The sequence below is a fragment of the Streptomyces lunalinharesii genome (assembly GCF_039532155.1).
GTDB lineage: Bacteria > Actinomycetota > Actinomycetes > Streptomycetales > Streptomycetaceae > Streptomyces > Streptomyces lunalinharesii.
Genome location: NZ_BAAARK010000004.1, coordinates 192084 through 219052, shown reverse-complemented (window position 1 = coordinate 219052; position 26969 = coordinate 192084). Strand labels below are relative to the sequence as shown.

Annotated in this window: 19 protein-coding genes and 1 tRNA gene; 6 read left to right on the top strand and 14 right to left on the bottom strand. The window is 73.1% G+C overall.

The window, feature by feature from the left end; translation table 11 throughout:
- Nucleotides 1-146: 146 nt before the first annotated feature.
- On the top strand, nt 147-878 hold the full coding sequence (locus tag ABD385_RS08560) for a DUF4389 domain-containing protein (RefSeq protein WP_344574439.1): 732 nt from the start codon (nt 147-149) through the stop codon (nt 876-878).
- Here ABD385_RS08560 and ABD385_RS08555 read toward each other — a convergent pair.
- The 3 genes from ABD385_RS08555 to ABD385_RS08545 all read right to left on the bottom strand — a co-directional run bounded on the left by ABD385_RS08555 (nt 865) and on the right by ABD385_RS08545 (nt 6713).
- Nucleotides 865-1626: a GNAT family N-acetyltransferase gene (locus tag ABD385_RS08555; RefSeq protein ID WP_344574438.1), complete on the bottom strand. Its 762-nt coding sequence runs from the start codon at nt 1624-1626 to the stop codon at nt 865-867. The two genes, ABD385_RS08560 and ABD385_RS08555, sit on opposite strands and share 14 nt — an antisense overlap.
- A gap of 215 nt (nt 1627-1841) precedes the next feature.
- Complete coding sequence (gene eccCb, locus ABD385_RS08550) at nt 1842-6215, bottom strand: type VII secretion protein EccCb (RefSeq protein ID WP_344574437.1); 4374 nt, start codon at nt 6213-6215, stop codon at nt 1842-1844.
- Between the two features lie 57 nt (nt 6216-6272).
- Entirely contained in the window at nt 6273-6713 is a 441-nt protein-coding gene (locus ABD385_RS08545) for a hypothetical protein (RefSeq protein ID WP_344574436.1), read from the bottom strand.
- A 282-nt stretch (nt 6714-6995) separates the two neighbouring features.
- On the opposite strand from ABD385_RS08545, the gene ABD385_RS08540 reads away from it, so the two are divergent.
- Nucleotides 6996-7439, top strand: a complete 444-nt coding sequence (locus tag ABD385_RS08540; protein WP_344574435.1) for a hypothetical protein — start codon at nt 6996-6998, stop codon at nt 7437-7439.
- A gap of 111 nt (nt 7440-7550) precedes the next feature.
- Here the strand turns inward: ABD385_RS08540 and rodA are convergent, their stop codons facing one another.
- The 7 genes from rodA to ABD385_RS08505 form a co-directional block, all read right to left on the bottom strand.
- On the bottom strand, nt 7551-8747 hold the full coding sequence (rodA, locus tag ABD385_RS08535) for a rod shape-determining protein RodA (protein WP_344574434.1): 1197 nt from the start codon (nt 8745-8747) through the stop codon (nt 7551-7553).
- 169 nt (nt 8748-8916) lie between these two features.
- The gene (locus tag ABD385_RS08530; protein ID WP_344574433.1) at nt 8917-9729 is read right to left on the bottom strand and encodes a class I SAM-dependent methyltransferase; all 813 of its coding nucleotides are present in this window, start codon (nt 9727-9729) and stop codon (nt 8917-8919) included.
- Nucleotides 9730-10024: 295 nt separating this feature from the next.
- Entirely contained in the window at nt 10025-11674 is a 1650-nt protein-coding gene (locus tag ABD385_RS08525) for an APC family permease (RefSeq protein WP_344574432.1), read from the bottom strand.
- A 183-nt stretch (nt 11675-11857) separates the two neighbouring features.
- On the bottom strand, nt 11858-12070 hold the full coding sequence (locus tag ABD385_RS08520; protein ID WP_344574431.1) for a hypothetical protein: 213 nt from the start codon (nt 12068-12070) through the stop codon (nt 11858-11860).
- A gap of 143 nt (nt 12071-12213) precedes the next feature.
- Nucleotides 12214-12852: a C39 family peptidase gene (locus tag ABD385_RS08515; RefSeq protein WP_344574430.1), complete on the bottom strand. Its 639-nt coding sequence runs from the start codon at nt 12850-12852 to the stop codon at nt 12214-12216.
- Nucleotides 12853-12923: 71 nt separating this feature from the next.
- Entirely contained in the window at nt 12924-13640 is a 717-nt protein-coding gene (locus tag ABD385_RS08510) for an MBL fold metallo-hydrolase (RefSeq protein WP_344574429.1), read from the bottom strand.
- A gap of 94 nt (nt 13641-13734) precedes the next feature.
- Complete coding sequence (locus ABD385_RS08505) at nt 13735-14265, bottom strand: nucleotide triphosphate diphosphatase NUDT15 (RefSeq protein WP_344574428.1); 531 nt, start codon at nt 14263-14265, stop codon at nt 13735-13737.
- 136 nt (nt 14266-14401) lie between these two features.
- Here ABD385_RS08505 and ABD385_RS08500 point away from each other — a divergent pair, with 136 nt between their 5' ends.
- The gene (locus tag ABD385_RS08500) at nt 14402-15439 is read left to right on the top strand and encodes a DUF5954 family protein (RefSeq protein WP_344574427.1); all 1038 of its coding nucleotides are present in this window, start codon (nt 14402-14404) and stop codon (nt 15437-15439) included.
- 195 nt (nt 15440-15634) lie between these two features.
- Here ABD385_RS08500 and ABD385_RS08495 read toward each other — a convergent pair.
- A tRNA-Met gene (locus ABD385_RS08495) sits at nt 15635-15708 on the bottom strand.
- Nucleotides 15709-15923: 215 nt separating this feature from the next.
- On the opposite strand from ABD385_RS08495, the gene ABD385_RS08490 reads away from it, so the two are divergent.
- Nucleotides 15924-17135, top strand: a complete 1212-nt coding sequence (locus ABD385_RS08490) for an FAD-dependent monooxygenase (RefSeq protein ID WP_344574425.1) — start codon at nt 15924-15926, stop codon at nt 17133-17135.
- A 78-nt stretch (nt 17136-17213) separates the two neighbouring features.
- On the opposite strand, the gene ccrA is transcribed toward ABD385_RS08490, so the two are convergent.
- From ccrA to ABD385_RS08475, 3 genes are read right to left on the bottom strand one after another with little or no spacing between them, the layout of a single operon-like run.
- Nucleotides 17214-18563: a crotonyl-CoA carboxylase/reductase gene (gene ccrA / locus ABD385_RS08485; protein ID WP_344574423.1), complete on the bottom strand. Its 1350-nt coding sequence runs from the start codon at nt 18561-18563 to the stop codon at nt 17214-17216.
- 42 nt (nt 18564-18605) lie between these two features.
- A complete protein-coding gene (locus ABD385_RS08480; protein WP_344574422.1) occupies nt 18606-20414 on the bottom strand; it encodes an ABC transporter ATP-binding protein in 1809 nt (602 codons plus the stop codon).
- Nucleotides 20392-22200, bottom strand: coding sequence for an ABC transporter ATP-binding protein (locus ABD385_RS08475; protein ID WP_344574421.1), 1809 nt, complete (start codon nt 22198-22200; stop codon nt 20392-20394). Before ABD385_RS08475 ends, ABD385_RS08480 begins: the two co-directional genes overlap by 23 nt.
- 373 nt (nt 22201-22573) lie before the next feature.
- Here ABD385_RS08475 and ABD385_RS08470 point away from each other — a divergent pair, with 373 nt between their 5' ends.
- Nucleotides 22574-23602, top strand: coding sequence for a GDP-mannose 4,6-dehydratase (locus tag ABD385_RS08470; RefSeq protein ID WP_344574420.1), 1029 nt, complete (start codon nt 22574-22576; stop codon nt 23600-23602).
- 440 nt (nt 23603-24042) lie between these two features.
- The gene (locus tag ABD385_RS08465) at nt 24043-26898 is read left to right on the top strand and encodes a helix-turn-helix transcriptional regulator (protein WP_344574419.1); all 2856 of its coding nucleotides are present in this window, start codon (nt 24043-24045) and stop codon (nt 26896-26898) included.
- Nucleotides 26899-26969: the final 71 nt, after the last annotated feature.

Genomic DNA, 26969 nt, shown 5'->3' with positions numbered 1-26969 from the left:
GCGGCGGGCCGCGGCCGACGGCGACCCCGCCGCCCCGGAAACGCCAGGTCACAGGCCCTCCCCAAACCGGCCGGACTCGGTCACGCTGGGGGGAGCGGGCACGCTCCGGCCGGATGGGGCCACGAGGGCGGAAGGGGCTGACGACCATGTCGACGAGCGCCGAGGAATACCAGCCGGTCCGGGTCGAGGCGGAACTCGACGAACCGCTCTCCCGCTGGCTCTGGGCGGTGAAGTGGCTGCTGCTCATCCCGCACCACGTCGCGCTGACCGCCCTGGGCATCGGATTCCTCGTCGCCACCGCGCTGGCGCTCCCCGTGCTCTTCGTCACCGGCCGCTACCCCCGGTGGCTGTTCGCCTTCACCACCGGCGTGCTGCGCTGGGCCTGGCGCGTCGTCTACTACTCCTACGGGGCACTGGCCACCGACCGCTACCCGCCCTTCACCCTGCGCGCCGCGCCGGACTACCCCGCCCGCCTGTTCATCGACCGCCCGACGCACCTGCCCCGCGGCCCGGGGCTGCTGCTCTCGCGGCTGCGCGCCTTCCCGCAGCTCCTGCTGGTGGTGCTGGTCGCCCTGGTCTTCCGGCTGGTGTGGTGGATCGGCGGGCTCTCCGCCGTCCTGGCGGTGGTCGCCCTGACGATCCTGATCCTCACCTCGCCCGCCGCCACCCTCCTGCGGACCGGGCACTACCCGCGGCGGCAGTTCCGCTCGCTGGTCGCCTTCGACCGCTGGGTGATCCAGGTCCTGGCGTACCTCTTCTTCCTGACCGACGCCCTCCCGCCGCTCCGCCCGGAGAGCGGCCGACGCTCCGGCCGGCTGCGCGACCGCCTGCGCCACCGGCCGCCGCGCCGGCACGCCCCGGCGGTCAGTGCCCGGTGATCCGCCCGGCCACGCAGGGGTCCTCGTTGCGGTAGCCGAGGCGGGTGTAGAGCCGGTCGGCCGGCGCGTTGTCGGCCAGCTGCCACAGCGTGCAGCACCCGTACCGGCGGACCGCGTACCGGGTGAGCCACGAGGTCAGCGCCGCGCCCAGCCCCTGGCCGCGCTGGGCCGCGTCGGTGGCGACCGACGCCATCAGCGGCGCGCCGCTGTCCCGCAGCGTGCTCAGCGCCCCGCAGGCCACCAGCCGCCCGTCCGCGCCGCGGATGCCGGCCCACAGGCTGACGTCCGCGGAGCCGGGCCCGGTCGAGTGCGCCGGGCTGTGCACGTTGAGGAAGGCCAGCAACTCGTCGTGGTGCGTCGCGGCCAGCTCCACCACCCGCTCCTCGGCCGGATGGACCGGCGGCTCGACGAGCGTCCACCGGAACACCCACGGGATCGGCTCGGCCACCGGCAGATGCCGGGCGAGCAACGCCTCGGTGCCCCGCGGACCGGTGAACTCCCGCACGGTCTGGGGGAGTTGATGGGACGCGCGCAGGACGAGGCCGGCCGCAGCGGTGGGCTCGCCGACGCTCCAGACATGGCCGCGCGGCTCGTCGAGCCAGGCCACCGCACCGTCGCCGGACCAACTGATCCGGCCGTCCGGGCGCGGCCGGGCGGCGCCGAAGCGCAGGAGGGCGGAGCCGGCCTGCTGTTCCAGGCCCTGGGTGAACAGGTCCGCGGTCCGGGGAAGAAGAGTCGTCGCCTGCATCGCTCTCTGGGGGAAGAAGTCGCTCGGGGAAGGACGGACGGGCAGGATCCGTGCAGGGCACGGCCGCAACCGTCGTTCTGGGGATGGGGTTATGGGGAGTCCGGCGGCCACCGTCGTCGCGCGCGGCGAAACGCCCGGCCGGCCGGGCATCCCACTGTGGCACACCGCCCCCGGGAGGGGGCAAATCCTCCCCGCCGGACCGCTACCGACAGCCCCTAACCCTGCGGTAACCAGGCAGTTTGCACCAGTCGCGGCTCGCGGCGGCGGCCGATGAACCGGGCCCGGCCCGGTGGCAGCCGCGCCGGGCGGTGCGGCCCCACCAACGCGCCCTCCGCCGCGTCGCCGGAGAACAGCAGGGCCTGCGCGCCCAGCTCCGTGACGCGTAGCACCAGCGGCTCGTAGAGCGCCCGGCCGGCGCCCGCGGTGCTCCGCGCCAGGATCAGGCGCAGGCCCACGTCGCGGGCGAACGGCAGGTACTCCAGCAGCGGCTGGAGCGGGTTGCCGCCGCGGGTCGCCACCAGGTCGTAGTCGTCGATGATCACGAACGCGTCCGGTGCGTCGTACCAGCTGCGGTTGCGCAGTTGCTCCGGGGTGACGTCGGGCCCCGGCACCCGCCGCCCCAGCGACGCGGCGAGCCCGGCGATCGCCGCTTCGAGCCGCGGGGCGGCGGTGCAGTAGTCGGTGACGTGGTCGTCGGGCAGGGCGTCGAGCAGGGTCCGGCGGTAGTCGCCGACCACCATCAGGGCCTCGTCGGTCGGGTAGCGCGCGGCGAGCCGGCCGAGCAGCAGCCGCAGCAGCGACGACTTGCCCGACTCGGTCTCGCCGTAGACCAGCAGCAGCGGGTCCGTCTCGAAGTCGATGCGGACCGGAGCCAGGTCGGTCTCGTCGATGCCGAACGCGATGCCGGGGTCGCCGGCCGCCGGGGCCGGCAGGTCGGCGGCCGGGAACACCGCGGGCAGCACCCGCACCGGCGGCGCCACCGGCCCCGGCCACTGCGCCCGCACCGTCGACGCCAGCTCGCCCAGTGCGGGGCCCAGGTCGTCGGTCCCGGCGACGCCGTCGATCCGCGGCAGTGCGGCGAGGAAGTGCAGCCGCTCCGGCGACAGCCCGCGGCCGGGCCGGCCGACCGGCACGTTCGCCGCCTCCCGGCGGCCGAGCTCCGAGTCGATGGGGTCGCCCAGTCGCAGTTCGACCCGGTTGAGCAGTTGGTCGCGCAGTGCCGGGCGGAGCTCGTGGTACCGGGCGGCGCCAAGCACGAGGTGGACGCCGAAGCCCAGGCCGCGGGCGGCCAGGTCGAGGAGGGTGCCCTCCAGCTGTTCGTAGTCCGACCGGAACGTGAGGTAGCCGTCGATCACCAGGAAGACGTCGCCCCACGCCTCGTCCGGGAACTCCCCGGCCGCCCGGCGCCGCCGGTACGTGGCGACGGAGTCGATGCCATGGGCGCGGAAGAACTCCTCCCGACCCTCCAGGATCCCGCTGACCTCGGCGAGCGTGCGGCGCACCCGGTCCGGCTCCAGCCGGGTGGCGACCCCGCCGACGTGCGGCAGGCTGGCCAGGTCGCGCATGCCGCCGCCGCCGAAGTCCACGCAGTAGAACTGCACTTCACGGGGGGTGTGGGTGAGCGCGAACGCGGCGATCAGCGCGCGCAGCGCGGTCGACTTGCCGGACTGCGGGCCGCCCACGAACACCCCGTGCCCGGCTCCCCCGGAGAAGTCCAGGTACATGACGTCGCGGCGCTGCTCGAACGGCTTGTCCACCAGGGCCACGGGCACCACCAGCTTGCCCAGCGCCGTGTAGGCGGCCGGGTGCAGGCCGCGCTCCGGGGTGGTCACCAGCGGGGGCAGCAACTGGTCGACGGTCGCCGGTACGTCCAGCGGCGGCAGCCACACCTGGTGCGCCGGCGGGCCCTGGCCCGCCAGGCGCCGGACGAGGACGTCCAGCACGCGGTCGGCGAGGGCGTCCGCGTGGTCCTCGTCCGCCCCGGGCCCGGCGGTCGCCCCCGGCGCCCGGTAGACGCCCGACACGTACGCGGCCGAGAACCGCAGCGTGGCCTCGCCGTCGTACCGCAGGATGCCGCTGCCCGGCGTCGCGGGCAGGTGGTAGGCGTCCGGCACCCCGATGGCCGCCCGGGACTCGGCCGCCGAGAACGTCCGCAACCCGATCCGGTACGACAGGTACGTCTCCACGCCGCGCAGCCTGCCCTCCTCCAGGCGCTGCGAGGCGAGCAGCAGGTGGACGCCCAACGAGCGCCCGATCCGCCCGATCTGGACGAACATCTCGATGAAGTCCGGCTGGGCGGTGAGCAGTTCGCTGAACTCGTCGACCACGATCACCAGGGACGGCAGTGGCTCCATCGGCAGTCCGGTGGCGCGGGCGCGCTCGTAGTCGGTGAGGTTGGCGTAGTTCCCCGCGGAGCGCAGCAGTTCCTGGCGGCGTCGCAGTTCGCCGCTGATCGCGTCCCGCATCCGGTCGATCAGCGCCATGTCGTCGACGAGGTTGGTGATCACCGCCGCGACGTGCGGCAGCTCCGACAGGCCGGCGAACGTCGCCCCGCCCTTGAAGTCCGCCAGGATGAAGTTGAGGTGCTCGGAGGAGTGCGTGACGGCGAGCGCCATCACCAGGGTGCGCAGCAGCTCGGACTTGCCGGAGCCGGTGGCGCCCACGCACAGCCCGTGCGGCCCCATCCCGCCCCGGGACGCCTCCTTGAGGTCCAGGAGGACCGGCTGCCCCTGCTCGTCGACGCCGATCGGCACCCGGAGCCGGTCCTCGGGGCGGCGCGGCCCCCAGTGCCGGGTCGGATCGAGGGCGCCGGCGTCCTCGATGGCCAGGAGGTCGGTGAACGGCAGGGCGTCCCGGGCGGCGGGCGACGGGACCGGAGCCGGCTCCGACGCCGCGAACCGGGCCCAGCCGCCGCGTACCTGGGCGCCCAGCTCCGCCGCGGCCGTCGCCAGGTCGTGCACCGACGCCGCCCCGTCCGTGCGCGGCAGCGCGACGTGCACGTACCGCTTCTCGGCCCGGTCGTTGCAGAGCGCCACGCCGGGCGTGGCCGGGGTGAGCCGGGCGGCCAGCTCGGGCTGGATCAGTGACTCGTCGGGGGAGCTGAGCGCCAGCTCGAAACGGGTCAGCATCACCTCCAGCAGCGGCCGGGGGACGGCCGCCCAACGGGACGTGCTCACCATCAGGTGCACGCCGTGGCGCAGACCGGTGGTCCCGATGCCGCGCAGGGCCGCCGCGAGGTCCTGGAAGCTCTCGGCGAACTCCGCCCACCCGTCGACGACCAGGAAGAGGTCGCCGACCGGCTGGTCGGCGAGCAGCCCGCCGGCCCGCGCCCCGCGGTACGCCTCGATGGAGTCGATCGCCGGCAGCACCTCGAAGTCGTGCTCCCGGCGGCTGTTGAGGGCCACCGCCCGGGCGACCGTCCGGTGCACCCCGTCCGGGTCCTGGCGCTGGGCGAAGCCCCGGACGTGCGGCAGGTGCTTGAGCCGGCGCAGTCCGCCGCCGCCGAAGTCGAGGCAGTGGAACTCGACCTCGTGCGGGGTGTGGGTCAGGGCCAGCGAGGTCACCAGCGTCTGCAGCAGCAGCGTCTTGCCGCTGCGCGGGCCGCCGGCCACGGCCACGTGCCCGGCGCCGCCGGACAGGTCCACGAAGTGGGTCTGGACCCGGCGGCCCTCGGCCCGGTGGGAGCGCCCGATCGGCGTGATCAACCGCCCGTTGTTGCGCCACTCCTCGGCCGTGAGCCCGCGGTCGGGGGTCACCGCCAGCGGCGGCAGCAACTGGTCGACGGTGGCGAGGGGCGAGGGGCCGTCGGTCTCGGCGAGCCCGGGGAACGGCCGGTGCGCGTGCGGGGACGCCTTCGAGAGCCGGAGGTGGCTGCCGCCCTGGATGTCGCTGCCGAAGAAGGTGGGCTTCTGCTCGTGGGTGCGGGCCACCGTGTCGGACACGTACTGGTACAGCTCCTGCGCCGTGACCCAGCCGTCCTCGTCGAGGTCGGCGCGGCCGGTGTGCAGGCCGTCGATCAGGGCACGGGTGAACACCGAGCTCCACGCGGCCGGCCCGCCGCCCGGGGTCTCGTCCTCCAGCGCCTCCTGGACGGAGTTGGCCGCGGTGATCACGTAGCTGCCGCGGTGGTCCACGAACTGCCGGGGGATGTCGTCGAGGCCCGGGTCGCCCTTCGACGTGCCGAACGCACCGGAGAAGCAGCAGTCCAACAGTGCGATCTTCTGCTGCGCGCGGCTGTACTCCATCGACTCCTTGATGAACTCCGCCGAGACCGAACTGGCCCGGATCATCTCGCGGTTGGTCCGCACGGTCGCGAAGTGCAGCCGCCCCCGACGGTCCTTCAGGCCGTGGCAGGACAGGTAGACCAGCGCGAGGTCCACCTCGCGGTCGGTGAAGAGCCGCTCGACGGCCTCCTCGATGACCGCCTTGGACTCGTCGACGAGCACCTGCACGGCGTCGAACTGGCCGATGTCCGGGTCTTCGAGGAGCGCCGCGAGCTTGCGGGCGTCGTGGACGGGGGAGCGCAGTTGGGGCAGCGAGTCGTCGAGGTAGCGCTCGGTGGCGATCAGCAGGGCGCGGCGGTCACCCACGGGTCCCTCCCGCGGGCCGCGCTGCCCGGCCTGCCGCGGCGCGGTCCGGGCGGGCCATCACGCGTCCCCCGTGGGGCCCTCCAGCGCCGTCGGCCCCGCCGCTCGGCCCGGTGCGGCGTCGGGGGCGTCGGCCACCACCCGAAGCCACGCCTCCACCGCCGCGTCCGTGGTCTTCTTCGACGCCCCCTGGATCTCCAGCCGGTTCTCGCCGCTGACCAGGACGGCCCTGCGGGCTCCGCTGCGGCGCAGCACGTCCTGCACGATGCGGGTGACCGACCGCAGGACGGCGACCGAGAAGCCGCCGCTGAGCACCAGCGTGCCGAGCGACGTCAAGAACGCGCTCTTGCCACCGGTCGCACCGGGCGCCGTCGCGCGCACCACGTCGGGCAGGTCGAGCTGGAGCAGCTCCTCCTGCAACTGCCGCGTCAGCGCGTCGAGTTCCTCGTCATCGGCGTTCTCGTCGTCCACGACGACGGTGACGTCCCCCGTGATCATCATGAGCCACCTTTCGCGTCATCGCAGGATTCTAGGGGCAGCCGCGCCTGAAGGGGGGCGTGGAATGTCTCAACACTGCTCCAGTGCACGGCAGTTGGGGCCGGCGGCGCGCTGCCCCCGAGACGCCTCGGGGTTGCCCGTACGGGTTGCCCCGCACGGCTCCCTGACGCACGGCGTCGACGGAGTCGTCCGCCAGGCCGATGAACGGCGGCCGGGGCGGCCGGATGCTGGAGGGGAACGCAGGCAGGGGCGCCGCCCCTTGAGACAGGCAGAAGGGAACCCACCATGAACGCCCGGAGCCCGCGCCCCAGCGCGGTTCCCACCGAAGCACTGCAACACCCCCGCAGCATCAGGGCCTTCCACGGCATGAAGCTGCTGGTCGGCGTCTACCTCGCGCTCAGCGTGCTCACCCTGGCAGCCGTCTTCCTCCTCCGCGACGACACCGCCGTCGTGAACGACGCGGTCTGGGTGCGCACCGGCATCGTCGTCGTCAGCGCGCTGCTGACGTGCGCCTTCACCGTCCGGGCGGCCCGTGGCTCACGGGGCGCCTACCGCCGGCTGCGGGTCGTGGCCACCGTCATGGCGGCGGCCATCGCCGTCCTCGTCGCGGTGCCCGGCCCGTTCCCGGCGTGGCTGAAGGTGGAGCAGGGCGTCTGCGGGCTGGCACTGCTGGGCGTCATAGCGGTCGCCAACGGGCGTCATCTGCGGGCCCTGTTCGCCGCCGGGTAGCCGGCCGGCCCGGACGGGGTCGGTCACCGGGCCGGGCCGCGGCGGACCACCCCGGACGCCAGGACGCTGCTGACGGATCTCCGCGACCACGGAGATCCGTCAGAAAACGCCCTAGGCCGACATCACCCGCTGGGCCCTTATCGACTGGAGCAGCCCGATGCCCACCCACCCCGCGAACATCGACGACCCGCCGTAGCTGACGAACGGCAGCGGCAGGCCGGTGACCGGCATGATGCCGAGGTTCATCCCGATGTTCTCGAACGCCTGGAACGCCAACCAGCCCACGACCCCGGCCGCGGTGACCGTGCCGTACAGGTCCGGGCAGTTCCGTGCGATCCGGCAGGCCCGCCACAACACCACCCCGATCAGCGCGATGATCAGGCCGGCGCCGAGGAAGCCCAGTTCCTCCCCGGCGACCGAGAAGACGAAGTCGGTCTGCTGTTCGGGCACGAACTGGCCGTTGGTCTGGGCGCCGTGGAAGAGCCCGGAGCCGGTCAGGCCGCCGGCGCCGATGGCGATCCGCGCCTGACTGGTGTTGTAGCCGACGCCGGACGGATCGAGCGCGGGATCGGCGAACGCGGCGAACCGGTTGATCTGGTACTGGTCCAGCAGGTGGAACTGCCAGACCGCCAGGCAGCCGACCAGCCCCAGGCCCAGCAGCCCCAGGATCCACCGCTTCGGTGCGCCCGCGACGACCAGCATGCACAGCACGATCGCCGCGATGCCCAGCACCTGCCCGAGGTCCGGGGTGAGCAGGATGAGCAGCGCCGGGAAGCCGCCCAGGGCGAGCGCGCGGACGATGCCCCGCCGGTCCGGGCGGGTCAGGTCGCCGGCGTCCACCCGGGAGGTCAGCGCCACCGCCATCGCGATGACGACGGCGACCTTGACGAATTCGGCGGGCTGGATCGACATGCCGCCGCCGATCACGATCCACCGTCGGGATCCGTTGATGGTGGCGCCGACCGGTGTCAGCACCAGCGCCACCAGCAGTACGGTCACGGCGTACAGCAGGGCCGCGGTGTCGCGCAGTCGCCGGTGGCCGTACCAGAGGGTGACCGCGCCGAGGGCGAGCCCGATCCCGGTGTTGACGAGGTGGCGCACGACGAAGAAGTAGGGGTCGCCCTGGTTGAGTTGCATCCGGCCGCGGGTCGCGGAGAAGACCAGTACGGCGCCGATCGCGGAGAGCGCGAAGGCCGCGCCGAACAACACCCAGTCGAGTCTGCGGGCCAGGGATCCCCGACCGAGGATCCGACCCCAGACCGATTTGGCGCGGGTGGTACCGCGCACGGGAAAGCTGACGGCGCTCACCGGGACCTCCTGTCCGGACGGAGCCACGACAGGCAGACAGTACTCCCCAAACTTGCGCAAGTATGAAAGCGTACGGTGTGTCGGTGCAGACCGCTCGACGACGGGGAGCCCCGGCCGCGCCACCGGCCGCGAGCGGGTCCACCCGACCGGTGTCGGACCGCCGTTGCCGCTACGTCCGGACCGGGCGCCGGAACAGGGCCGTCCACAGAAAGGCTTCCCCGAACGCAGGGGATGCGGCGGGCTCGTCCCGCATCCGGCGCAGTTCGACCTCGGCCAGGTCGGCGAAGAGTGCCCGCAACGCCTCGGGGGTGTAGGCCAGCCCGCCGTGCAGGCCGGACCCGCGGTACAACTCGGCGTCCGGGAGTTGGGACCCCATCGCCCCGGCCGCGAAGCAGGTGAGGCCGAAATGGCCGCCGGGTGCCAAGGCCCGGTCCAGGAGGGCGAGGTAGCTGATCCGGCGGTGCGGCGGCAGGTGGTGGAAGCACCCGGAGTCGTAGATCAGCTCGTACCGGCCGTGCAGCCCGTGCTCGGCTGCCGCTTCCGGGCCGGCGAGGGCGGTGAAGGCGTCCCCGCAGTGGAAGCGGATCGCGGCCCCGGCCGCGCGGGCGCGGTCCTCGGCCCAGTCGAGGGCGGCGGGGGAGAGGTCCACGGCGTCCACGTCGAAGCCCCGGGCGGCGAGGTGCAGGGCGTTGCGGCCCGGGCCGCAGCCCAGGTCCAGCGCACGGCCGCCGGTGACCAGTCCGCGGTCGAGGTACCCCACGAGGTTCTCGTCCGGCTTCGCCGCGAAGAACGGCACCGGACGGTCGCGGTCCGCGTAGAAGGCGTCCCACCAGGCCCCCGCGCCCGCCGTCCAGCGGTCGGCCGCCGGCGCGAACAGCCCGTCCATCAGCCGGAGCACGTCCTCCACCGTGCGGACGTGCCGCGCCGCGCCCCGCTCGCCACCGCCCCGCTCCGGCTCCCCGAATCCGTCCACGGTGTCCATGCGCCCTCCCGTACCCGTCGCTCGTCCGGCGCCCCCGTCCGGCGCCGCCCGACCCCTGGAAGCTACCGGGAAGTGCGGCGGAGGCCCGGGGCGGCAGGATCGGCCCGACCGTTCCACGGCCCGTCTGACGCACCGCCTGGGGCCCGCCGCCCGCGCCCGTCGCCGCGCTGCGGGCCCGTCGCCCCGTGCCCCGCGCCGTCCCGCCACGGGGGCGGCCCCGGCCGCGCCGGGCCCGGTTTCCGTACGGGTTCCGGGCCCGGGCCCACCGGCCCTACGGGAGCCGGGGCCGAGGCGCTCAGACCCCGGGGACCACCTCCACCGACCCGATGTACTCCCGGGTCCGCTCGTCCGGCAACCGGACCGCCTGCGCCCAGAAGTAGATGACCAGGCTGAACGCGGCGATCAACGCGATGTCCCACCACAGCGGCAGGGCGTCCGTCGCGCCGCACGCCACCTTGGACGCCGGGCCGGTGCTGCAGAAGCCGCCCTGCCAGGAGATCACCCCCATGCCCAGCAGGTACACCGGCAGCCACTGCGCGTGCTTCCAGTCCAGGTGCGGCGCCTTGGGGTTGAGCTTGAGCAGCGCCGAACCGCCCAGCACCAGATAGCCCAGGACGATCGCCACGCCCAGCCGCCACAGCGTGTCCCAACCGGCCCAGTAAATGATCAAGTTGGCGACGACGAAGGCCACCGGCGCCCAGAAGAGCCCGCCGGGCAACCGGTACGGACGCGGCCGGTGGGGATCCTGCTTCCGCAGGCACCCGAAGGCGAGCGGGGCGCCGGCGTACATCAGCACGCTCGCCGACGTCACGAAGCCGACCAGCTTCTGCCAGGTGGGGAACGGCAGGAAGACGACGAGCCCGATCACGAAGGCGACCAGCAGGCCGAACCACGGGACGCCGCGCCCGGTGGTGCGCTCGAAGACCACCGGCACGTAGCCGTTGCGGGACAGCCCGTACGACACCCGGGAGGTGGCCGTCACGTAGATCAGCCCGGTGCCGGACGGCGAGATGACCGCATCGACGTAGAGCAGCGCCGCCAGCCAGCCCAGTCCGACGGAGGTGGCGAGGCCGGCGAACGGCCCGGCCTTGCCGGCGAACGTCAGGTCGGCCCAGCCGCCGTGGGCGAACGCGCTGTGCGGGAGCGCCCCGATGAACACGACCTGGAGCGCCACGTACACCAGCACGCCGATCAGGATCGAGCCGATCACCGCCCGCGGGATGTCGTGCGCCGGATTGCGGCTCTCGCCCGCCAACTGGTCGGCCTGCTCGAAGCCGAGGAGCGCGAAGATGATGCCGCTGGTGCTGATCGCCGAGAGCACCCCCTTGGCACCGAAGGGCGCGAAGCCCTGGTAGCCGAAGTTTCCGGGGTGGAAGGCCGCGGCGCCCATCACGACGATGGTGACGACGGGGACGGCCACCTTCCACCAGGTCGCCACGCTGTTGGTGTGGGCCAGCCACCGGACGCCGAAGAAGTTGACGACGACGAAGAACGCCATGAAGGCGACCGCGAGTCCGTAGCCGGCGCCGGTGAGGTGGTTCTTGCCCGTCTGCACCCAGGGGGCGTGCACGCTGAGGTAGTTCAGGGACGCCATCACCTCGATCGGTGCCACGGTGACCGCCTGGAGCCAGGAGAACCAGCCGAAGGAGGCGCCGGCCGCGCTGCCGAACGCGTAGTGCGGGAAGCGCGCGGTGCCGCCCGCGACCGGGTACATCGCCCCCAGTTCGGCGTGGACGAACGCCAGCACGACGATGGCCACGGCCCCGATGCCCCAGGAGACCAACGCCGCGGTGCCGGCCGCCTGCGCCGCGAACAGCGCGCCGAACAGCCAGCCGGATCCGATGATGGACCCCTCCGAGGTCCAGATCAGCCCGATCAGTCCGATCTCACGCCGCAGGCCGGGGTTGCGCGGTGCGGCGGGTGCGGGCGGTTGGTGCATCTCCATGGGGCGTGCCCTCGTTCTGCTGCGTCGGGTGCGTCCGGTGACGAAGCGCCCGACGGCCTGCGGAGGCCCATGTGGGCGTACGTACCTTTTGCCCCAATATTTCAGGAGGGTTGCGGAGAGGCCGGGCACGCCGCGCCGGGCGCGCCACGGTCCGGCCGGCGGGGAGATCCGCCGGGGCCGGCGCTACGGGCCGGCCGGCGCGGCGGGCCGGGGCGGTGCCGGTGTGGCGGCGGCACCGCCGCTGTCGCCGCTCGACGGGGCGACCTCCACACCGGTCTCGTCGAGACCGGCGGCCCAGGCGACCCCGGCCACGCTGACGGCCAGCGCCAGGACGAGACCGATGGCGCCCAACGGGACGCGCCGCCGTCGCTCCGGTGGTTTTCCGCTCTCCCGCACGCCACCACCCCCTCCGCCGTTCCTGCCCCTCCCCATGTTCCTTGGCCCGCAGGGGAGTTGACCATCACCCACACGGGGCGGGGATGCCGCGCCGGCTCACCGCACGGCTCGGCGGCGTGCAGGGGCCGCAGTCGGTCGCTCGCTCACCGCTCCTCGTCCCGGAGCCCCAGGACGACGCCGCGCCCGGCGTACACCCGTTCCCACCGCTCCCAGTCGACGTGCGCGAACTCCTGGAAGTGGCCCGGGAGTCCGGACGGGTTGTGGATCACCACGTGGTCCGGTGTGACGCCGACGGCCAGCACCAGGTGTCCGCCCCGGTGCGGCGGCCGGGGGTCGGCGTCCCGGACGCTGGGGTGGACCGAGAGCAGCAGGAGCCGGCCGGCGCCGACCAGCGCGGGGATCTCCGTCCGGGGAAGGTCGGGCCGGGACTCGGCGACCAGCCCCCAGCGGCGGGTCGCGTAGGCGGCGAACGGGGCGTAGACCAAGCCGTCCAGACCGTCCCCGCGGCGCACGTAGGCGCCGGCGTCCAGGCATTCGGCGGCCAGCTCCATGGCGGTGGGCGCGGACCCCCGCCAGTACTCCAACGCCATCCGCAGGCAGGCCATCCCGCACAGGCGCCAGGACCACCAGGCGTACTCCTGCGGGTCCGCGGCCCCGTATTCCGGCCAGCGGGGGTCCTCGGCCGTCGGCAGCGTCCCGGCCAGGATCGCGGGGACGAGTTCCGGCGAGGCCCACTGCGCGTGGTAGGGGACGGGATGGATGACGGTGGCGTTCGCGGTCATGGTGCAGGGTACCGACGGGCATCGTGGCCCGTCGGGAAGGGGACGCCGCGGACCCCGGCACCCAGGGGTCGTCATCCGGCGCGCGGCGGCTCCCAGACCGAGCAGTCGTGCGCGAAGAGCACCCGGCGCGGCGCGAAGTCGGCGAGCCGGTCGAGCCAGCGGCGGTAGCCCGGCAGCGGCGGCTCGACGCCGTCCGACGCGGCCTGTCGGGCCAGGTGGTCGGCGGCGTAGTGCGACGCGAAGTCGTGGGCCTGCCCGGCCAGCACCACCGTGCCGTCGGGTCGGTGCACGACCAGCGACTGGTGCCCGTCGGTGTGGCCCGGCGTCGGGACGACCCGCACGCCCGGCCAGATCTCCGCCTCGCCGGCCAGCTCCTCGTAGCGCGCGCCGGGGAAGTCGATCAGCTCGTCGACGGTGTAGTCGCCGCGCCGCGCGGTGGCCAGCTCCACGGCCTGCACCACGACGGGCTTCCCGGCCAGGAGGGGGTTGCCGCCGCAGTGGTCGAAGTGCAGGTGGCAGTTGACGACGACCGCGACGTCGGCCAGGGACGCACCGGCGGCGGCCAACGCGGCCTGGAGCGGGCGCCGCCGGGGCCGGTAGTGCGCCTCGGTCTCCGGGTCGGCGGCTCCGATGCCGGTGTCGAAGAGCAGCAGTCCCCGTTCGTGCGCCACCAGGTAGGCGAGCACGGGCTCCACCCGTGGCTCCGGGCCGCCGACCTCCGCCGCAGGTCGGACGAAGTAGCCGAGGTCGAGCCGGTGCACCGCGGTGTGCGTCGAGGGCGTCTGCATGCCCCCATCCTCGCCGGGCCGGCCCGCCACCCGCAGCCGAATTCGCCCGGCCGTCACCGCCGGGCCCGGGGCCGACGGTGACCGGTGCGGCCCGTCAGGTCGTCCCGACGCACATCACGTCGAGCCGGTGCGCCGGCGGGGCGGCGATCGCCAACTCCGGGCGCCACACGGTGAGGATCTGCGCGGACGGCGTGAACAGCGGCCCGGGCAGCGCGGTGGGGGAGTGCCACTCCCAGCGGCTGACGTGCTGCGGCTCCGCCGCGTGCGGCGTCCCGTCGTAACGGGTGACGAGGGAGGCCATCGTGATGCGGTTCAGGCCGTCGACGTCGTCGTGCAGCATGGCGAAGATCCGCACCTCGTCCGGATCGGTGTGCAGTCCGGTCTCCTCCTGGAGCTCCCGGGCCGCGGCGGACCGCACGCCCTCGCCCGGATCGACCTTCCCGCCGGGCAGTTCCCAGGTCCCCGCGCGGTGCAGGCCGAGCAGCACCCGCCCGTCCGCGTCCAGCACGATGACGCCGACCCCGAACGCCGCGTGCGCCTGTGGCGGTCGGTCCCCGCGCTGCCGGCTGGTGACCGCACCCGCACCCGTACCCGCACCTGTCCCCGTGCCCGTTGTGCTGCCCATCCCGTCCCTCTCTCGGCTCTTGCACGACCTGCCCCGATGCCGGGACGGCAACACTTTCCCGCACATTCACCCGCAGGTGTGCGGCACCTCCACCGTTCCGGCCGAATCCGCGACGCGCGCCGACCACAATGCGCTCATGACCGATGACTGGAAGCGACAGATCGACCGGCTCCACCGGGAGTTGGTGCGGCGCGACGACCCGACCGAGTGGGTCGTGGAGGCCGACGCCGTGGACGCGTCCCGCCGCTATCCGGACCTCGCGCTCCGCGGGCCGGTCTTCGGGGTGGCCGTCCGCCCCTCGGTCGACCCCCCGCAGGACACCGAACGCACCGGGGACTGGCGGCTGTTGAAGCCCGTGGCGGACGACACGCCGCAGGGTGCCCGGGACACCCTCAACTCCCACCTGTGGTTCACGGCCAAGGACGACACCGACGACCCGGCCGTGCGGCGCGAACTGCTGGCCGCGGTGGCGCGCCTGGAACACGAGCCGCTCGACGACCTGACGGTCTGCGGCGCCCGCTACCGGATCGTCCGCGGGGACGAGTTCGTCCGCACCGGCCGCGCCGGTCTGGAACCGCCCCGGCCCACCGACCCCGAACCGGCCGACCGCACCTGGGAGGGCCGCAGCGACCCCCCGTCCCCGGACCTGGACTTCGTGCTCGTCCCCGGCCGGGAGACCAGCCCCATGGCCGCCGCCATGAAGGTGGCGCTCCAGGGCTTCGCCTACCCGGGGGAGGGCTTCCCCACCGCCGTCCGCGAGGAGTCCGAACGCGCCCGCACCCACTATCCGGACGTCGTCCTGCTGCCGGTCGGCTTCGGCGTGGCCGAACGCCGTTCCGGAGGCTGGCAGCCCAGGGGCGCGCTGATGCCGACCCCGCACGCGGCGCGGCGGCTGCTCGCCGACGCCATGGTCGAATTCTGGCCCGGGCTGTACGAGTTCAGCGACGCCGAACGCGAGCAGTACGCCCGGGCCGCCGAGGAGTTCAAGGCCGCCGGCCGCGCCAACGACGTGCGGGTGGGCGAGCGGGCGTTCCAGATCTGCCGCATCGAGCGGATGGTGCGCACCGGCCCGAACGGCCCGGAACCGCCCCGCCCGTCCGACGTCGACGACTACGGGCCGACGCAGATCCACCCCACCATGGACGAGGACGGCACGCTCCACTACGACAGCTGAGCCGGCCGGGCCGGCGGGCCGGTGGAGGCCCACGGGGCGCGCCCGGCGGGTGCCCGGCCGATGACCCGAGCCGGGAAGTTACCGTTATCCCCTTTTGGGCGCGTCACCTGGTGGGAGTGCGTCCCCCGGCGCCGCTGACGGGCCCGGAACGCGCTGAAGGCCCGGTGGGATCCACCGGGCCTTCACCGTCTTCAGTAGCGGGGACAGGATTTGAACCTGCGACCTCTGGGTTATGAGCCCAGCGAGCTACCGAGCTGCTCCACCCCGCGTCGGCACGCTGAACTCTACGGCAACGGCGGGGGCCGGGTCGAATCGGCGCTTCCGCCCGGTCCGACGGGCCCGCCGGACCGCCTTCCGGAGGCCGGGGATCTTCGGCGGGCCCAGGGCGCTTGTCGACGGATCTCCGTGACGTGCTGCGGGTAGGAATGAGCGCGCGACGCCGAGCGGCCTCGCAGTCGTGACCCAGAGAGGAACGCCAGCCACCATGAGTACCCCGAGCGTCCTGATTTCCGGTGCCAGCATCGCGGGGCCGGCCCTTGCGTCCTGGCTGGCCCGGGCCGGCTGGGACGTCACCGTCGTCGAGCGCTTCGACGAGCTGCGCGACGAGGGGCAGAACATCGACGTCCGCGGCACCGGCCGGGAAGTCCTGCGCCGGATGGGCCTGGAGGAGGCGGTGCGGGCCGCCCACACCCACGAGACGGGCCTGGACTTCGTCGACGACCGGGGCCGGCCGGTCGCGCGGTTCGCCGCCGGCACCGACGACACCTCGGGCGGCACCGCCGAACTGGAGATCCTGCGCGGGCGCCTCGGCCAGATCCTGTACGACCACTCGTCCGCCGAGGCCGGCTACGTCTTCGGTGACCAGATCACCGCGCTGCACGACGACGGGCACGGCGTGGACGTGGAGTTCCGTCGCGGACCGGCCCGCCGGTTCGATGCGGTGGTCCTCGCCGAGGGGCTCCGCTCGCGGACCCGCGCGATGGTCTTAGGGGACGCCAAGGTGCACGAACTCGGCGTCTACAGCGCCTACTTGACCATTCCGCGCACCGACGCCGACAACGACCGGTGGCGGTGGCTGATCTGCGACCGGGGTCGCGCGGTGACCCTGCGGCCGGACGACGTCGGCACGATCCGCGCCGGGTTGAACGTGCTCAGCTCCGTGCGCGGCCTGGACCGCCTCGACCGTGCGGGGGTCGTCACGGTCCTGCGCGCGACCTTCGCCGACGTCGGCTGGGAGGCCCCGCGGGTCCTCGACGCCCTCGACGACGCGCCCCTGTACTTCGAAGCGCTCGGGCAGGCGCGGCTGCCGCGCTGGAGCAGCGGCCGGATCGCGCTCCTCGGGGACGCCGCCTACTGTGCCTCGCCGATGAGCGGCATGAGCACGACGCTGGCCCTCACCGGCGCCTACGTCCTGGCCGGTGAACTCCTCCAACAGGCCGATCCGCAGACAGCGTTCGCCCGTTACGAGGCGACCATGCGCCCGTTCGTCGAGAAGGCCCAGCAACTGCGGCCGGGCGTGCCGCGGATGGTCTACCCGCACACCCGGCGGCAGCGCTCGTTGGTCTGGGCCGGCCTGCGGACCGCCACCAGTCCACTGGCCAACCGGTTCGGCGACGTCGCGGGTGCGGTGTTCAGCCCGCCCGCGGACGCGTTCCGGCTGCCGGACCACCCGGTGGCGGCGCGGCACGAGGGGTGAGCACGGGGGCGGGGCCCTTCCGCCGGGCAGGTGCGTGGTGCGCGGCGGAGGGGCCCCGGGGCGGCGGAGCCGGCGCGGTCAGCGGAACCGGTTGATCGCGTCGATGTGCCGTGCGCGGAGTTCCTCGTCGCGCACGCCCAGGCCCTCGGTGGGGGCCAGGCACAGCACGCCGACCTTGCCCTGGTGGACGTTGCTGTGCACGTCGTGGACGGCGAGCGCGGTGTCGGCCAGCGGGTAGGTGCAGGAGAGGGTGGGGTGGATCCTGCCCTTGGTCACCAGGCGGTTGGCCTCCCACGCCTCGCGGTAGTTGGCGAAGTGGGTGCCGACGATGCGCTTGAGGTGCATCCACAGGTAGCGGTTGTCGAACTCGTGGCGGAAGCCGGAGGTGGAGGCGCAGGTGACGATGGTGCCGCCCCTGCGCGCGACGTAGACGGACGCCCCGAAGGTCTCCCGGCCCGGGTGCTCGAAGACGATGTCCACGTCCTCGCCCCCGGTCAACTCCCGGATGCGTGCGCCGAACCGCTTCCACTCCCGCGGATTCTGGGTGTCGTCGTCGCTCCAGAAGCGGTAGTCCTCGGCCGAGCGGTCGATGACCGCCTCCGCGCCCATGGCCCGGCACACCTCGGCCTTGCGCTCGTTCGAGACCACGCAGACGGGGTTGGCCCCGCCGGCGAGGGCGAGTTGGGTGGCGTACGAGCCCAGACCGCCGGTGGCGCCCCAGATCAGCACGTTGTCGCCCTGCTTCATGCCGGCGCCGTTGCGGGAGACCAGCTGACGGTAGGCGGTGGAGTGCACCAGACCCGGCGCGGCGGCCTCCTCCCAGGTGAGGTGGTCGGCCTTGGGCATCAGCTGGTTGGCCTTGACCAGGGCTATCTCGGCCAGGCCGCCGAAGTTCGTCTCGAAGCCCCAGATCCGCTGGGCCGGGTCGAGCATGGTGTCGTCGTGGCCGTCCGGGCTCTCCAGCTCCACCGACAGGCAGTGCGCCACGACCTCGTCGCCGGGCTTCCAGACGTTCACCCCGGGGCCGGTGCGCAGCACCACGCCGGACAGGTCGGAGCCCAGGATGTGGTACGGCAGGTCGTGGCGGGAGGCCAGCGGCGAGGTACGCCCGTAGCGCTCCAGGAAGCCGAAGGTCGGCAGCGGCTCGAAGAGGGAGGACCAGACAGTGTTGTAGTTGACGGAGCTGGCCATCACCGCGATCAGGGCCTCGCCGGGCCCCAGTTCGGGCACCGGAACCTCGTCGACGCGCAGCGACTTGCGCGGGTCCTTGTCCGCGCTGGGCATGCCGCGGAACATCTCGGTGTCCTCTTTGTGGACCGTCACGGCCCGGAAGGACTCGGGAACGGGAAGCGCGGCGATGTCCTCGGGCGTGCGGTCGGGTGCGTTGATCGCGGCGAGCAGTTCGCTCAGGGCATGGCTGTCGGGCATGGCGGAAGGGCCCCTTCGGGGTCGGGTCGCAGGGTGGATGGGTCAGCGGGACGCGGCGTCCTCCAACCCGGCGCGGTGGTCCACGGCCGCGTGCAGGCGGGCGTAGGGGCCTCGCGCGGCCAGGAGTTGGTCGTGGGTGCCCTGTTCGACGACACGGCCGCTGTCCATGACGAGGATCAGGTCCGCGTCGCGGATGGTGGACAGGCGGTGTGCGATGACGAAGCTGGTGCGGCCCGCGCGCAGCGAGCGCATCGCGCGCTGGATGAGGGCCTCCGTGCGGGTGTCGACGGAGCTGGTCGCCTCGTCCAGGAGCAGGATGGCGGGCCGGGCCAGGAAGGCCCGCGCGATGGTGATGAGTTGCTTCTCGCCCGCGCTGACGTTGGCCGACTCCTCGTCCAGGACGGTGTCGTAGCCGTCCGGCAGGGTGTGGATGAAGCGGTCGGCGCAGGTGGCGCGGGCGGCCTCCTCGACCTCCGCGCGGGTGGCGTCGGGGCGGCCGTAGGCGATGTTCTCGGCGATGGTGCCGGAGAACAGCCAGGCGTCCTGGAGCACCAGGCCGAAGTGGGAGCGCAGGTCCTCGCGGGTGAGGGTGGTGATGTCGGTGTCGTCGAGGAGGATGCGCCCGGCGTCGGTGTCGTAGAAGCGCATGAGGAGGTTGCCCAGGGTGGTCTTGCCGGCGCCGGTGGGGCCGACGACCGCCACGGTCTGGCCGGGTTCGACGGTGAGCGAGAGGTTTTCGATGAGCGGGGTGTCGGGGGAGTAGCGGAAGTCGACGTCTTCGAACCGGACGTGGCCGCGGACCGCGGGCAGCCGCGCCGGGGGGTCGGCGTCGGGGGTCTGCTCGTCCGCGTCCAGCAGCTCGTGGATCCGCTCCGCCGAGGCGAGGGCCGACTGCAGGCGCGCGGCGATGCCGGCGACCTCGACGATCGGCTGGCTGAACTGCCGGGAGTACAGCACGAACGCCTGGACGTCGCCGATGCTCAGGGTCCCGGCGACCACGCGCAGCGCGCCGACGACCGCCACGGCGACGTAGCCGAGGTTGGCGACGAACATCATCGCCGGTTCGATCGCGCCGGAGACGAACTGGGCCCGCGCGCCGGCGCGGTAGAGGGCCTCGTTGTGCTCGTCGAAGACCCGCTCGGCCTGCTCGCGCCGCCCGAAGCCCTTGACCAGCGCGTGGCCGGTGTAGACCTCCTCGACGTGGGCGTTGAGGGATCCGGTGGCGGACCACTGGCGGGCGAACCGCGGCTGTGCGCGCTGGCTGATCCGCGCCGCGAGCAGGACGGACACCGGCAGGCAGGCCACCATGATCAGGGTCAGCAGCGGCGAGATGATGAGCATCAGCACCAGCATGCTCAGTACGGAGAAGACCGCCGTGATCAGTTGGCTGAGGGTCTGCTGGAGGGTCTGCTGGAGGTTGTCGACGTCGTTGGTCACCCGACTGAGCACGTCACCCGCCGGGTGGCGGTCGAAGTACCGCAGCGGCAGGCGGGCGAGCTTGGCCTCCACGGACTGCCGCAGCGTGAAGACCACCCGCTGCACGACGGCCGCCACCAGCCGGCCCTGGAAGAGGGTGAGCAGGGCGGCGGCGACGAACAGCGCGAGCGCGATCAGCAGCACCCGGGAGATCGCGTCGAAGTCGACCCCGGTGGCGCCGTGGGCGTGCCGGATGCCGTCGAAGACGAGGTCGGTGGCCCGGCCGAGGAGGATCGGGCCCGCCGCGTTGAGCACGACGCCGCCGATGCCGAGGGCGACCGCCACGGACACCAGGGCGCGGTGGGGTCGCAGCAGGCCCAGTGTGCGGCGGGCGGTGCCGCGCCGCACGCGGCTAGCGCTGTCTGCCGCGACCATGGACGGCCTCCTGAGGGGTCGGGGCGGTTGCGGCGCCCTGGGCGGGATCGTCGAAGTCGCCGAAGCTTGAGGAGAGTTGGGACCGGGCGATGTCCTGGTAGGCGGCGCTGCTGCGCAGCAGTTCCTGGTGCGTCCCGGTGGCGGCCACCCGGCCGCGGTCCAGGACGACGATGCGCTGGGCGTCCTGGACGGTGCTGACGCGCTGGGCCACGGTGAGCACCGTCGCGCCGGAGATCACGGGTGCGAGGGCGGCCCGCAGTGCGGCGTCCGTGGTGTTGTCCAGTGCGGAGAAGCAGTCGTCGAAGAGGTAGACGTCCGGTCGGCGCAGCAGGGTGCGGGCGATCGCCAGTCGCTGGCGCTGTCCGCCGGACACGTTGGTGCCGCCCTGGGCGATCGGCGCGTCGAGCCCCGCGGGCAGGCGCTCGACGAAGTCCCGGGCCTGGGCGATCTCCAGTGCGTGCCAGAGCTCCTCGTCGCTGGCGTCGGGGTTGCCGAACCGCAGGTTGCTGGCGATGGTGCCGGAGAAGAGGAACGCCCGCTGCGGGACGAAGCCGACGGTGCGGCGCAGCGTCTCGGCGTCGAGCTCGCGGACGTCGACGCCGCCGACCTGGACGCGGCCCTCGGTGGCGTCGAAGTGCCGCAGCACCAGATTGAGCAGGGTGGTCTTGCCGCTGCCGGTGCTGCCGAGGATCGCCACCGTCTCGCCGGGGCCGGCGCTCAGGTCGATCCCGCTCAGCACCGGCTCCGCCGCGCCCGGGTAGCGGAAACCGGCCCCCTGCAGGGAAAGTTGGCCGGTTTTGGGCGCAGTGCGGACCGGCCGGGGCGGTTCCGCCACGCTCGGCTCGGTGGTCAGCACCTGCTGGATGCGCTCGGCCGAGACCCGCGCCCGCGGCATCGCCAGGCACACGAAGGTGACCATCACCACCGACATCGTGATCAGTGTCAGATAGCTCAGGAACGCGCTGAGCGCCCCGAACCGCATCGCCCCGGCGTCGATGCGGTGGGCCCCGAACCACACCACCGCGGCCATGAAGGCGTTCAGGACCAGTAGCACGACGGGGACGATGGTGGCCAGGAGCCGACCGACGTGCAACGAGACGTCACACAGTTCGGAATTGGTTCGGCCGAACCTCTCGCTTTCGTGTCCGTCGCGCACGAATGCCCGTACGACGCGCACTCCCGTGATGCGTTCGCGCAACAGTCCGTTGACGCGGTCCAAGTAATTCTGCATGCGGTCGTAGAACGGGTCGGTGCGGCCGAGAATGAGGCCGAAGGAGATTCCTACCGCCACCATCAGTACCACCAGGAGCAGTGCGAGCGGAATGTCCTGCTGGAGGGCGAGTGCAATGCTGCCCAGACACATCAGGGGCGCGGACACGACGACGCCGAACGCGGACAGCGCCAGCATCTGCACCTGTTGGACGTCGTTGACGGTGCGCGTCATCAGTGACGGGGTGCCGAACTGCCCGACCTCGCGGGCCGAGAAGTCCAGCACCCGGCGGAAGACGGCCGAGCGCAGGTCGCGGCCCATCGCCATGGCCGTCCGCGCGCTGAGCGACACCGCCCCCATGGACGCCGCGATCTGGAGCAGCGCCAGCGCCACCATGGCCAGGCCCAGTTGGATGATGTAGCCGCTGTCGGACTTGAGGACCCCGTTGTCGATGACGGCGGCGCCCAGCGACGGGAGGGCCAAGGTGGCCAGGATCTGGAGCAGTTGCAGCAGTGCCAGCAGGGTGACGGCGCGCCGGTGGGGGCGCAGTCGGGTTCGGAGGGTTCTGAGCAGCACCGGGCAACGCTCCAGGTGAGGGTAGGTCCGGTCGGTGGCGCCGGAAGAGGCGCCCACCGGGCCTGGACGGGGCACGTCCGGACAGTGCAGCGCACCGCGCACCGGAAAATCCGTAGTCTCTCGGGGCAGTTCATGTGGGGCCGTTCCGATCCGTGTCCCGTCCCGAACTCGACCGGCGCGAACCGGTGGTGGAGACTCCGGAATTCCGTAGTGTTGCCGGAATTGCTTGACGCCGCGACCGGCCGCTTGGAAGCGTTCACTTACCCGGCGTCTGGACCGCGGCGCATTCGACGCCATTCGACGCCGAGAGGTCAAGTAGCAGACTCGGCTCTGCGTTTGGGCGGTCTGTTTCTCAGTGAAGGAAAGGAATGAGATGTCCAAGCGTGCGCTGATCACCGGAATTACCGGTCAGGACGGCTCCTACCTGGCCGAGCACCTGCTCGGACAGGGCTACCAGGTGTGGGGACTGATACGCGGTCAGGCCAATCCCCGGAAGTCGCGGGTCAGCCGGCTGGTCTCCGACCTGTCCTTCGTCAACGGCGACCTGATGGACCAGGCCAGCCTGGTGTCGGCGGTGGACACGGTGCAGCCCGACGAGGTCTACAACCTCGGCGCGATCTCGTTCGTGCCGATGTCCTGGCAGCAGGCGGAACTCGTCACCGAGGTCAACGGCATGGGCGTGCTGCGCATGCTGGAGGCGATCCGCATGGTCAGCGGCCTGAACGGCTCGCGGACCGCCGACGGCGGTCAGATCCGCTTCTACCAGGCGTCCTCGTCGGAGATGTTCGGCAAGGTCGCCGAGACCCCGCAGTGCGAGACCACCATCTTCCGGCCGCGCAGCCCGTACGGCGTCGCGAAGATCTACGGGCACTTCATCACCCGCAACTACCGCGAGTCCTTCGGCATGTACGCGGTCTCCGGCATGCTCTTCAACCACGAGTCCCCGCGCCGTGGCGCGGAGTTCGTGACCCGGAAGATCTCCCTCGCGGTCGCCCGCATCAAGCTCGGCTACCAGGACAAGCTGTCCCTCGGCAACCTCGACGCCGTCCGGGACTGGGGCTTCGCCGGCGACTACGTCCGCGCCATGCACCTGATGCTCCAGCAGGACGAACCGGGCGACTACGTGATCGGAACCGGCCAAATGCACTCGGTCCGTGACGCGGTCCGCATCGCCTTCGAGCACGTGGGCCTGGACTGGGAGGACTACGTCAGCATCGACCCGTCCCTGGTGCGTCCGGCCGAGGTGGAGATCCTCTGCGCGGACGCCGACCGCGCCCGCGCCAAGCTGGGCTGGGAGCCCGGCGTGGACTTCCCGGAACTGATGCGCATGATGGTCGATTCCGATCTGCAACAGGTCTCCCACGAGCGGGAGTACGGGGATCTGCTGGCCGGTATCTGGTAGTCCGGCCGGGCACGCGGGGCATCTCGGCGCGCGGAGCGCGGTCCGGGTGCCCCGTCTCGTCGGCACCACGGCGGCCTGCACCGGAAGACCGTGCGCGGACGCTGCGGATATCCCCGCCGCCCGCCCCGTCAGAGGGGCGCGCTGCACACCGGGCCGGCTCGGCCCACCACGTCCCGGCGTCACTGCCAGGGGAAAAGGAGCCAATGTCACGAGCGCAACCACCGCCGCTGCAAGATCATCTCCCTGGGGAATGGTCTGCCGCGGCGGCGTGTTGCACGCCACATAATCTGAAGGTCATGTACTCTAACGCACCTCAGACATCACTCTTTAGGGTGATTTACGGATCGATGTGATGATGCCCCGTCACATCCGTTGTGTCTCCGAGGTGCGAGGAGTCCATGGTGCGGAGCCGGAGCGTAGATCCTGATATAGGCCGCACCTTGGTCGGTCGGGCCGATGTCGTGCGGGAACTCGACCGTTGCACCCGCGAAGCGTTCTCCGGACGTGCGCGCTCGGTCGTCGTGACCGGTCCGGCCGGGATCGGCAAGACCGCCCTCCTACGTGCCTTCCTCAAGGGGGACGCCTGTCGGGACGCCGCGGTTCTCCAGGGCAGCTGCGTGGTGGGCGGATCGCGCTCGTCGTTCAGCGGTTTACGCGCGTTGCTCGGCCCCGGCGCCCGGCGCGCCCTCCTGTGCGGCGCCGCCCACCCCGCCGTTCCGGCACTCGCCCCCGGCGCGCTGGACGGTCGACCACCGCACGCTCCGGACGTCCAGCACGCGTTCCACGCGCTGTACCGGTACGCGGCCGACGCGCTCGACCGCCGCCCGCTCGTCCTGGCGCTGGACGACGCCCGGCACTGCGACGAACTCTCGCTGCGCTGGCTGGAGTTCCTGCTGCGACGGTCCGACGACCGCCCCCTCCTCGTCGCCCTCACCCGGCAGTCCGAGGCCACCGCGCTGACCCGTGGCGTCCCGGCGCACCACGCCCTGGCGGACCTGGTCGCCCACTGCCGCACCACGACGCTGCGCCTGCACCCGCTGACCGAAAAGGACGTCGGGGAGGCCGTGCGGGAGTTCTTCCCGGTGCCCGCCGCCCCCGTCTTCGTCACCCGCGCCCGGGCCGCGAGCGGGGGCAACCCCCGCCTCTTGGGCCGAATACTGCGCGAGTTGCGGGCGGCCGGAGCCGGACCGGGGGTGGGCGGCGCCGACCGGATCGCCGAGACCGCCGAGCGCGTCCTGGCGGGTTGGGCGCGCGAACTCCTCGACCGGCAGCCGCCCTGGGTCGGCGAGGTCGCACGGGCGGTGGCCGTCCTCGGCGAACGGGGTGCCGACCACGTCGGTCCGCTCGCCGCCGTACCGGCCGATGCCGTCGAGGACGCCCGACGGGTGCTGTGCGAGGCCGGGCTGGTGCCCGGCAACGGCCAACTGGCGCACAGCGCGGTGCGCGCGGCGGTGCTGGCGCCCCTGGACCCCCAGGCGCTGGCCAGCCTGCACGCGCGGGCGGCGCTGCTCCTGAGCGACGCGGGCCGGCCCGCCGAAGAGATCGCCGACCACCTGCTGCGGCTGCCCGCGATCGGCGAACCCTGGGTGCCGGGCGTCCTGCTGGAGGCCGCGGCCCGCGCCGAGGAGCGCGGCGCGCCGGAGACCGCGGCCCGTTACCTGTACCGCGTGCTGGAAGTGGACCCCGACAGCGTCGACATCCGCGTCCGATTAGCCCGGGTCCTGGCCGACACGGACCCGCCCGAGGCGGTCGGCCTGCTGCGGGAGGCGCTGGCGCCGAGCGTCGACGTGCGCACCCGGGCGCGGATCGCCGCGCAGTTCGGCACGACCGGCCTGGCCGTGCGCGAGTGCTCCGTCGCCCTGAAGATCCTCGAAGAGGTCCTGGACGCGCTGGACGCCGAACTCGGCCCCGACCCCGCGCCGGCCGACCGGGAGCTGCGCACGCTCGTCGAGGCGGTGTTCCTGATCGTCGGCTCGCACGGCCGCAGCACCCTCGCCGCCACCCGCAAGCGGGCCGCGTCGATGGCCCTGCCGGAGGGCGACACCCCCGCCCAGTGCCAGAAGCTGGCGGCCATGGGCATACTGACGGCGTTCGACGGCGGGCCGCCCGAACCGGCCGTCCAGCAGGCGCTGCGCGCCACCGCCAGCCCCCATCTGCGCCTCAAGAACTGGACGCTGATCAACTCGGCGCTCGTCCTCGGCTTCGCCGACCGCACCGAGGAGGCGGTGCACTCCCTGGACCGCGTCCTGCGCCACGGCCGGAAGAACTCCGCCATCTGGACCTACTCCCTGGCCCTGTCCATCCGCGCCGTCCTCAAGCACGGCGTGGGCGCCCTCCCGGACGCCCTCGCGGACGCCAGGACGGCGGTCCGGCTCAGCAGCTCGGAGCGGTGGAGCGGGACGCTGGTCATGCCGCGCCTGGCCCTGGCGGGCGTCCTGGTGGACCGGGGCGAGGCCGCGGACGCCGAACGGCTGCTGGCCGCTACCGAGCCCGCCTGGCGCGAGCAGTACGTGTGGACCTACCACCGCTACCTGATGGTCCTGGGGAGGGCCCGTCACGCCTTGGGGGACCCGGAGGGCGCCTTGGCGCTGTTCCGCGAGTGCGGCAGGTCGCTGGAGGAGGCCGAGGTGCGTCAGGCGGCGTTCCTGCCCTGGTGGATGGAGGCGGCCGGCGTCCTCGCGGAACTGGGCCGCGCGGCGGAGGCCCAGGAGCCGGCCGCGCACGGTACGCGGCTCGCCCAGCAGTGGGGCACCCCGCGCGCGCTCGGGCTGGCGGCCCTGGCGCGCGGGCTGGCCACCCCCGGCGAGCGCGGCGTGGAACTGCTGGGCGAGGCGGTCCGGGAACTCGCCGCCTCGCCGGCCCGCGTCGAACACTCCCGGGCTGAACTCGCCCTGGGAAGGGCCCTGTTGGCGCGGGGTGACCGGCGGGAGGCGCGCGAGCACCTGCGCACCGCGGCCGGCTTGGCCCAGCGCTGCGGGGCCCTCGCGCTGGGCCAGGACGCCCGCGACGCCCTGGTGGCCGCCGGCGGCCGCATGCGGAAGCTGACCGCCTCGCCGCTGGACCTGCTCACCGCCATGGAACGCAGGGTCGCCAGTCTCGCCGCCGGCGGCGCCGGGAACCGTTCGATCGCGCAGTCGCTGTACGTCAGCGTGCGCACGGTCGAGATGCACCTGACGAGCGTGTACCGCAAGTTGGGGATCGCCGAGCGGGCCCAGCTCGCCATGGTCCTGCGCTCCTCGGGGGAACGCGGAGCACGGGCGCCGGACCCGGCGCCACCGGCAGGCGGACGGGATTGAGGGCGAGCGGACCGGGATGGGGCCTGTGGCGAGACCGAACGGTGCACAGTCATACGCTGGAGCTACCTGGG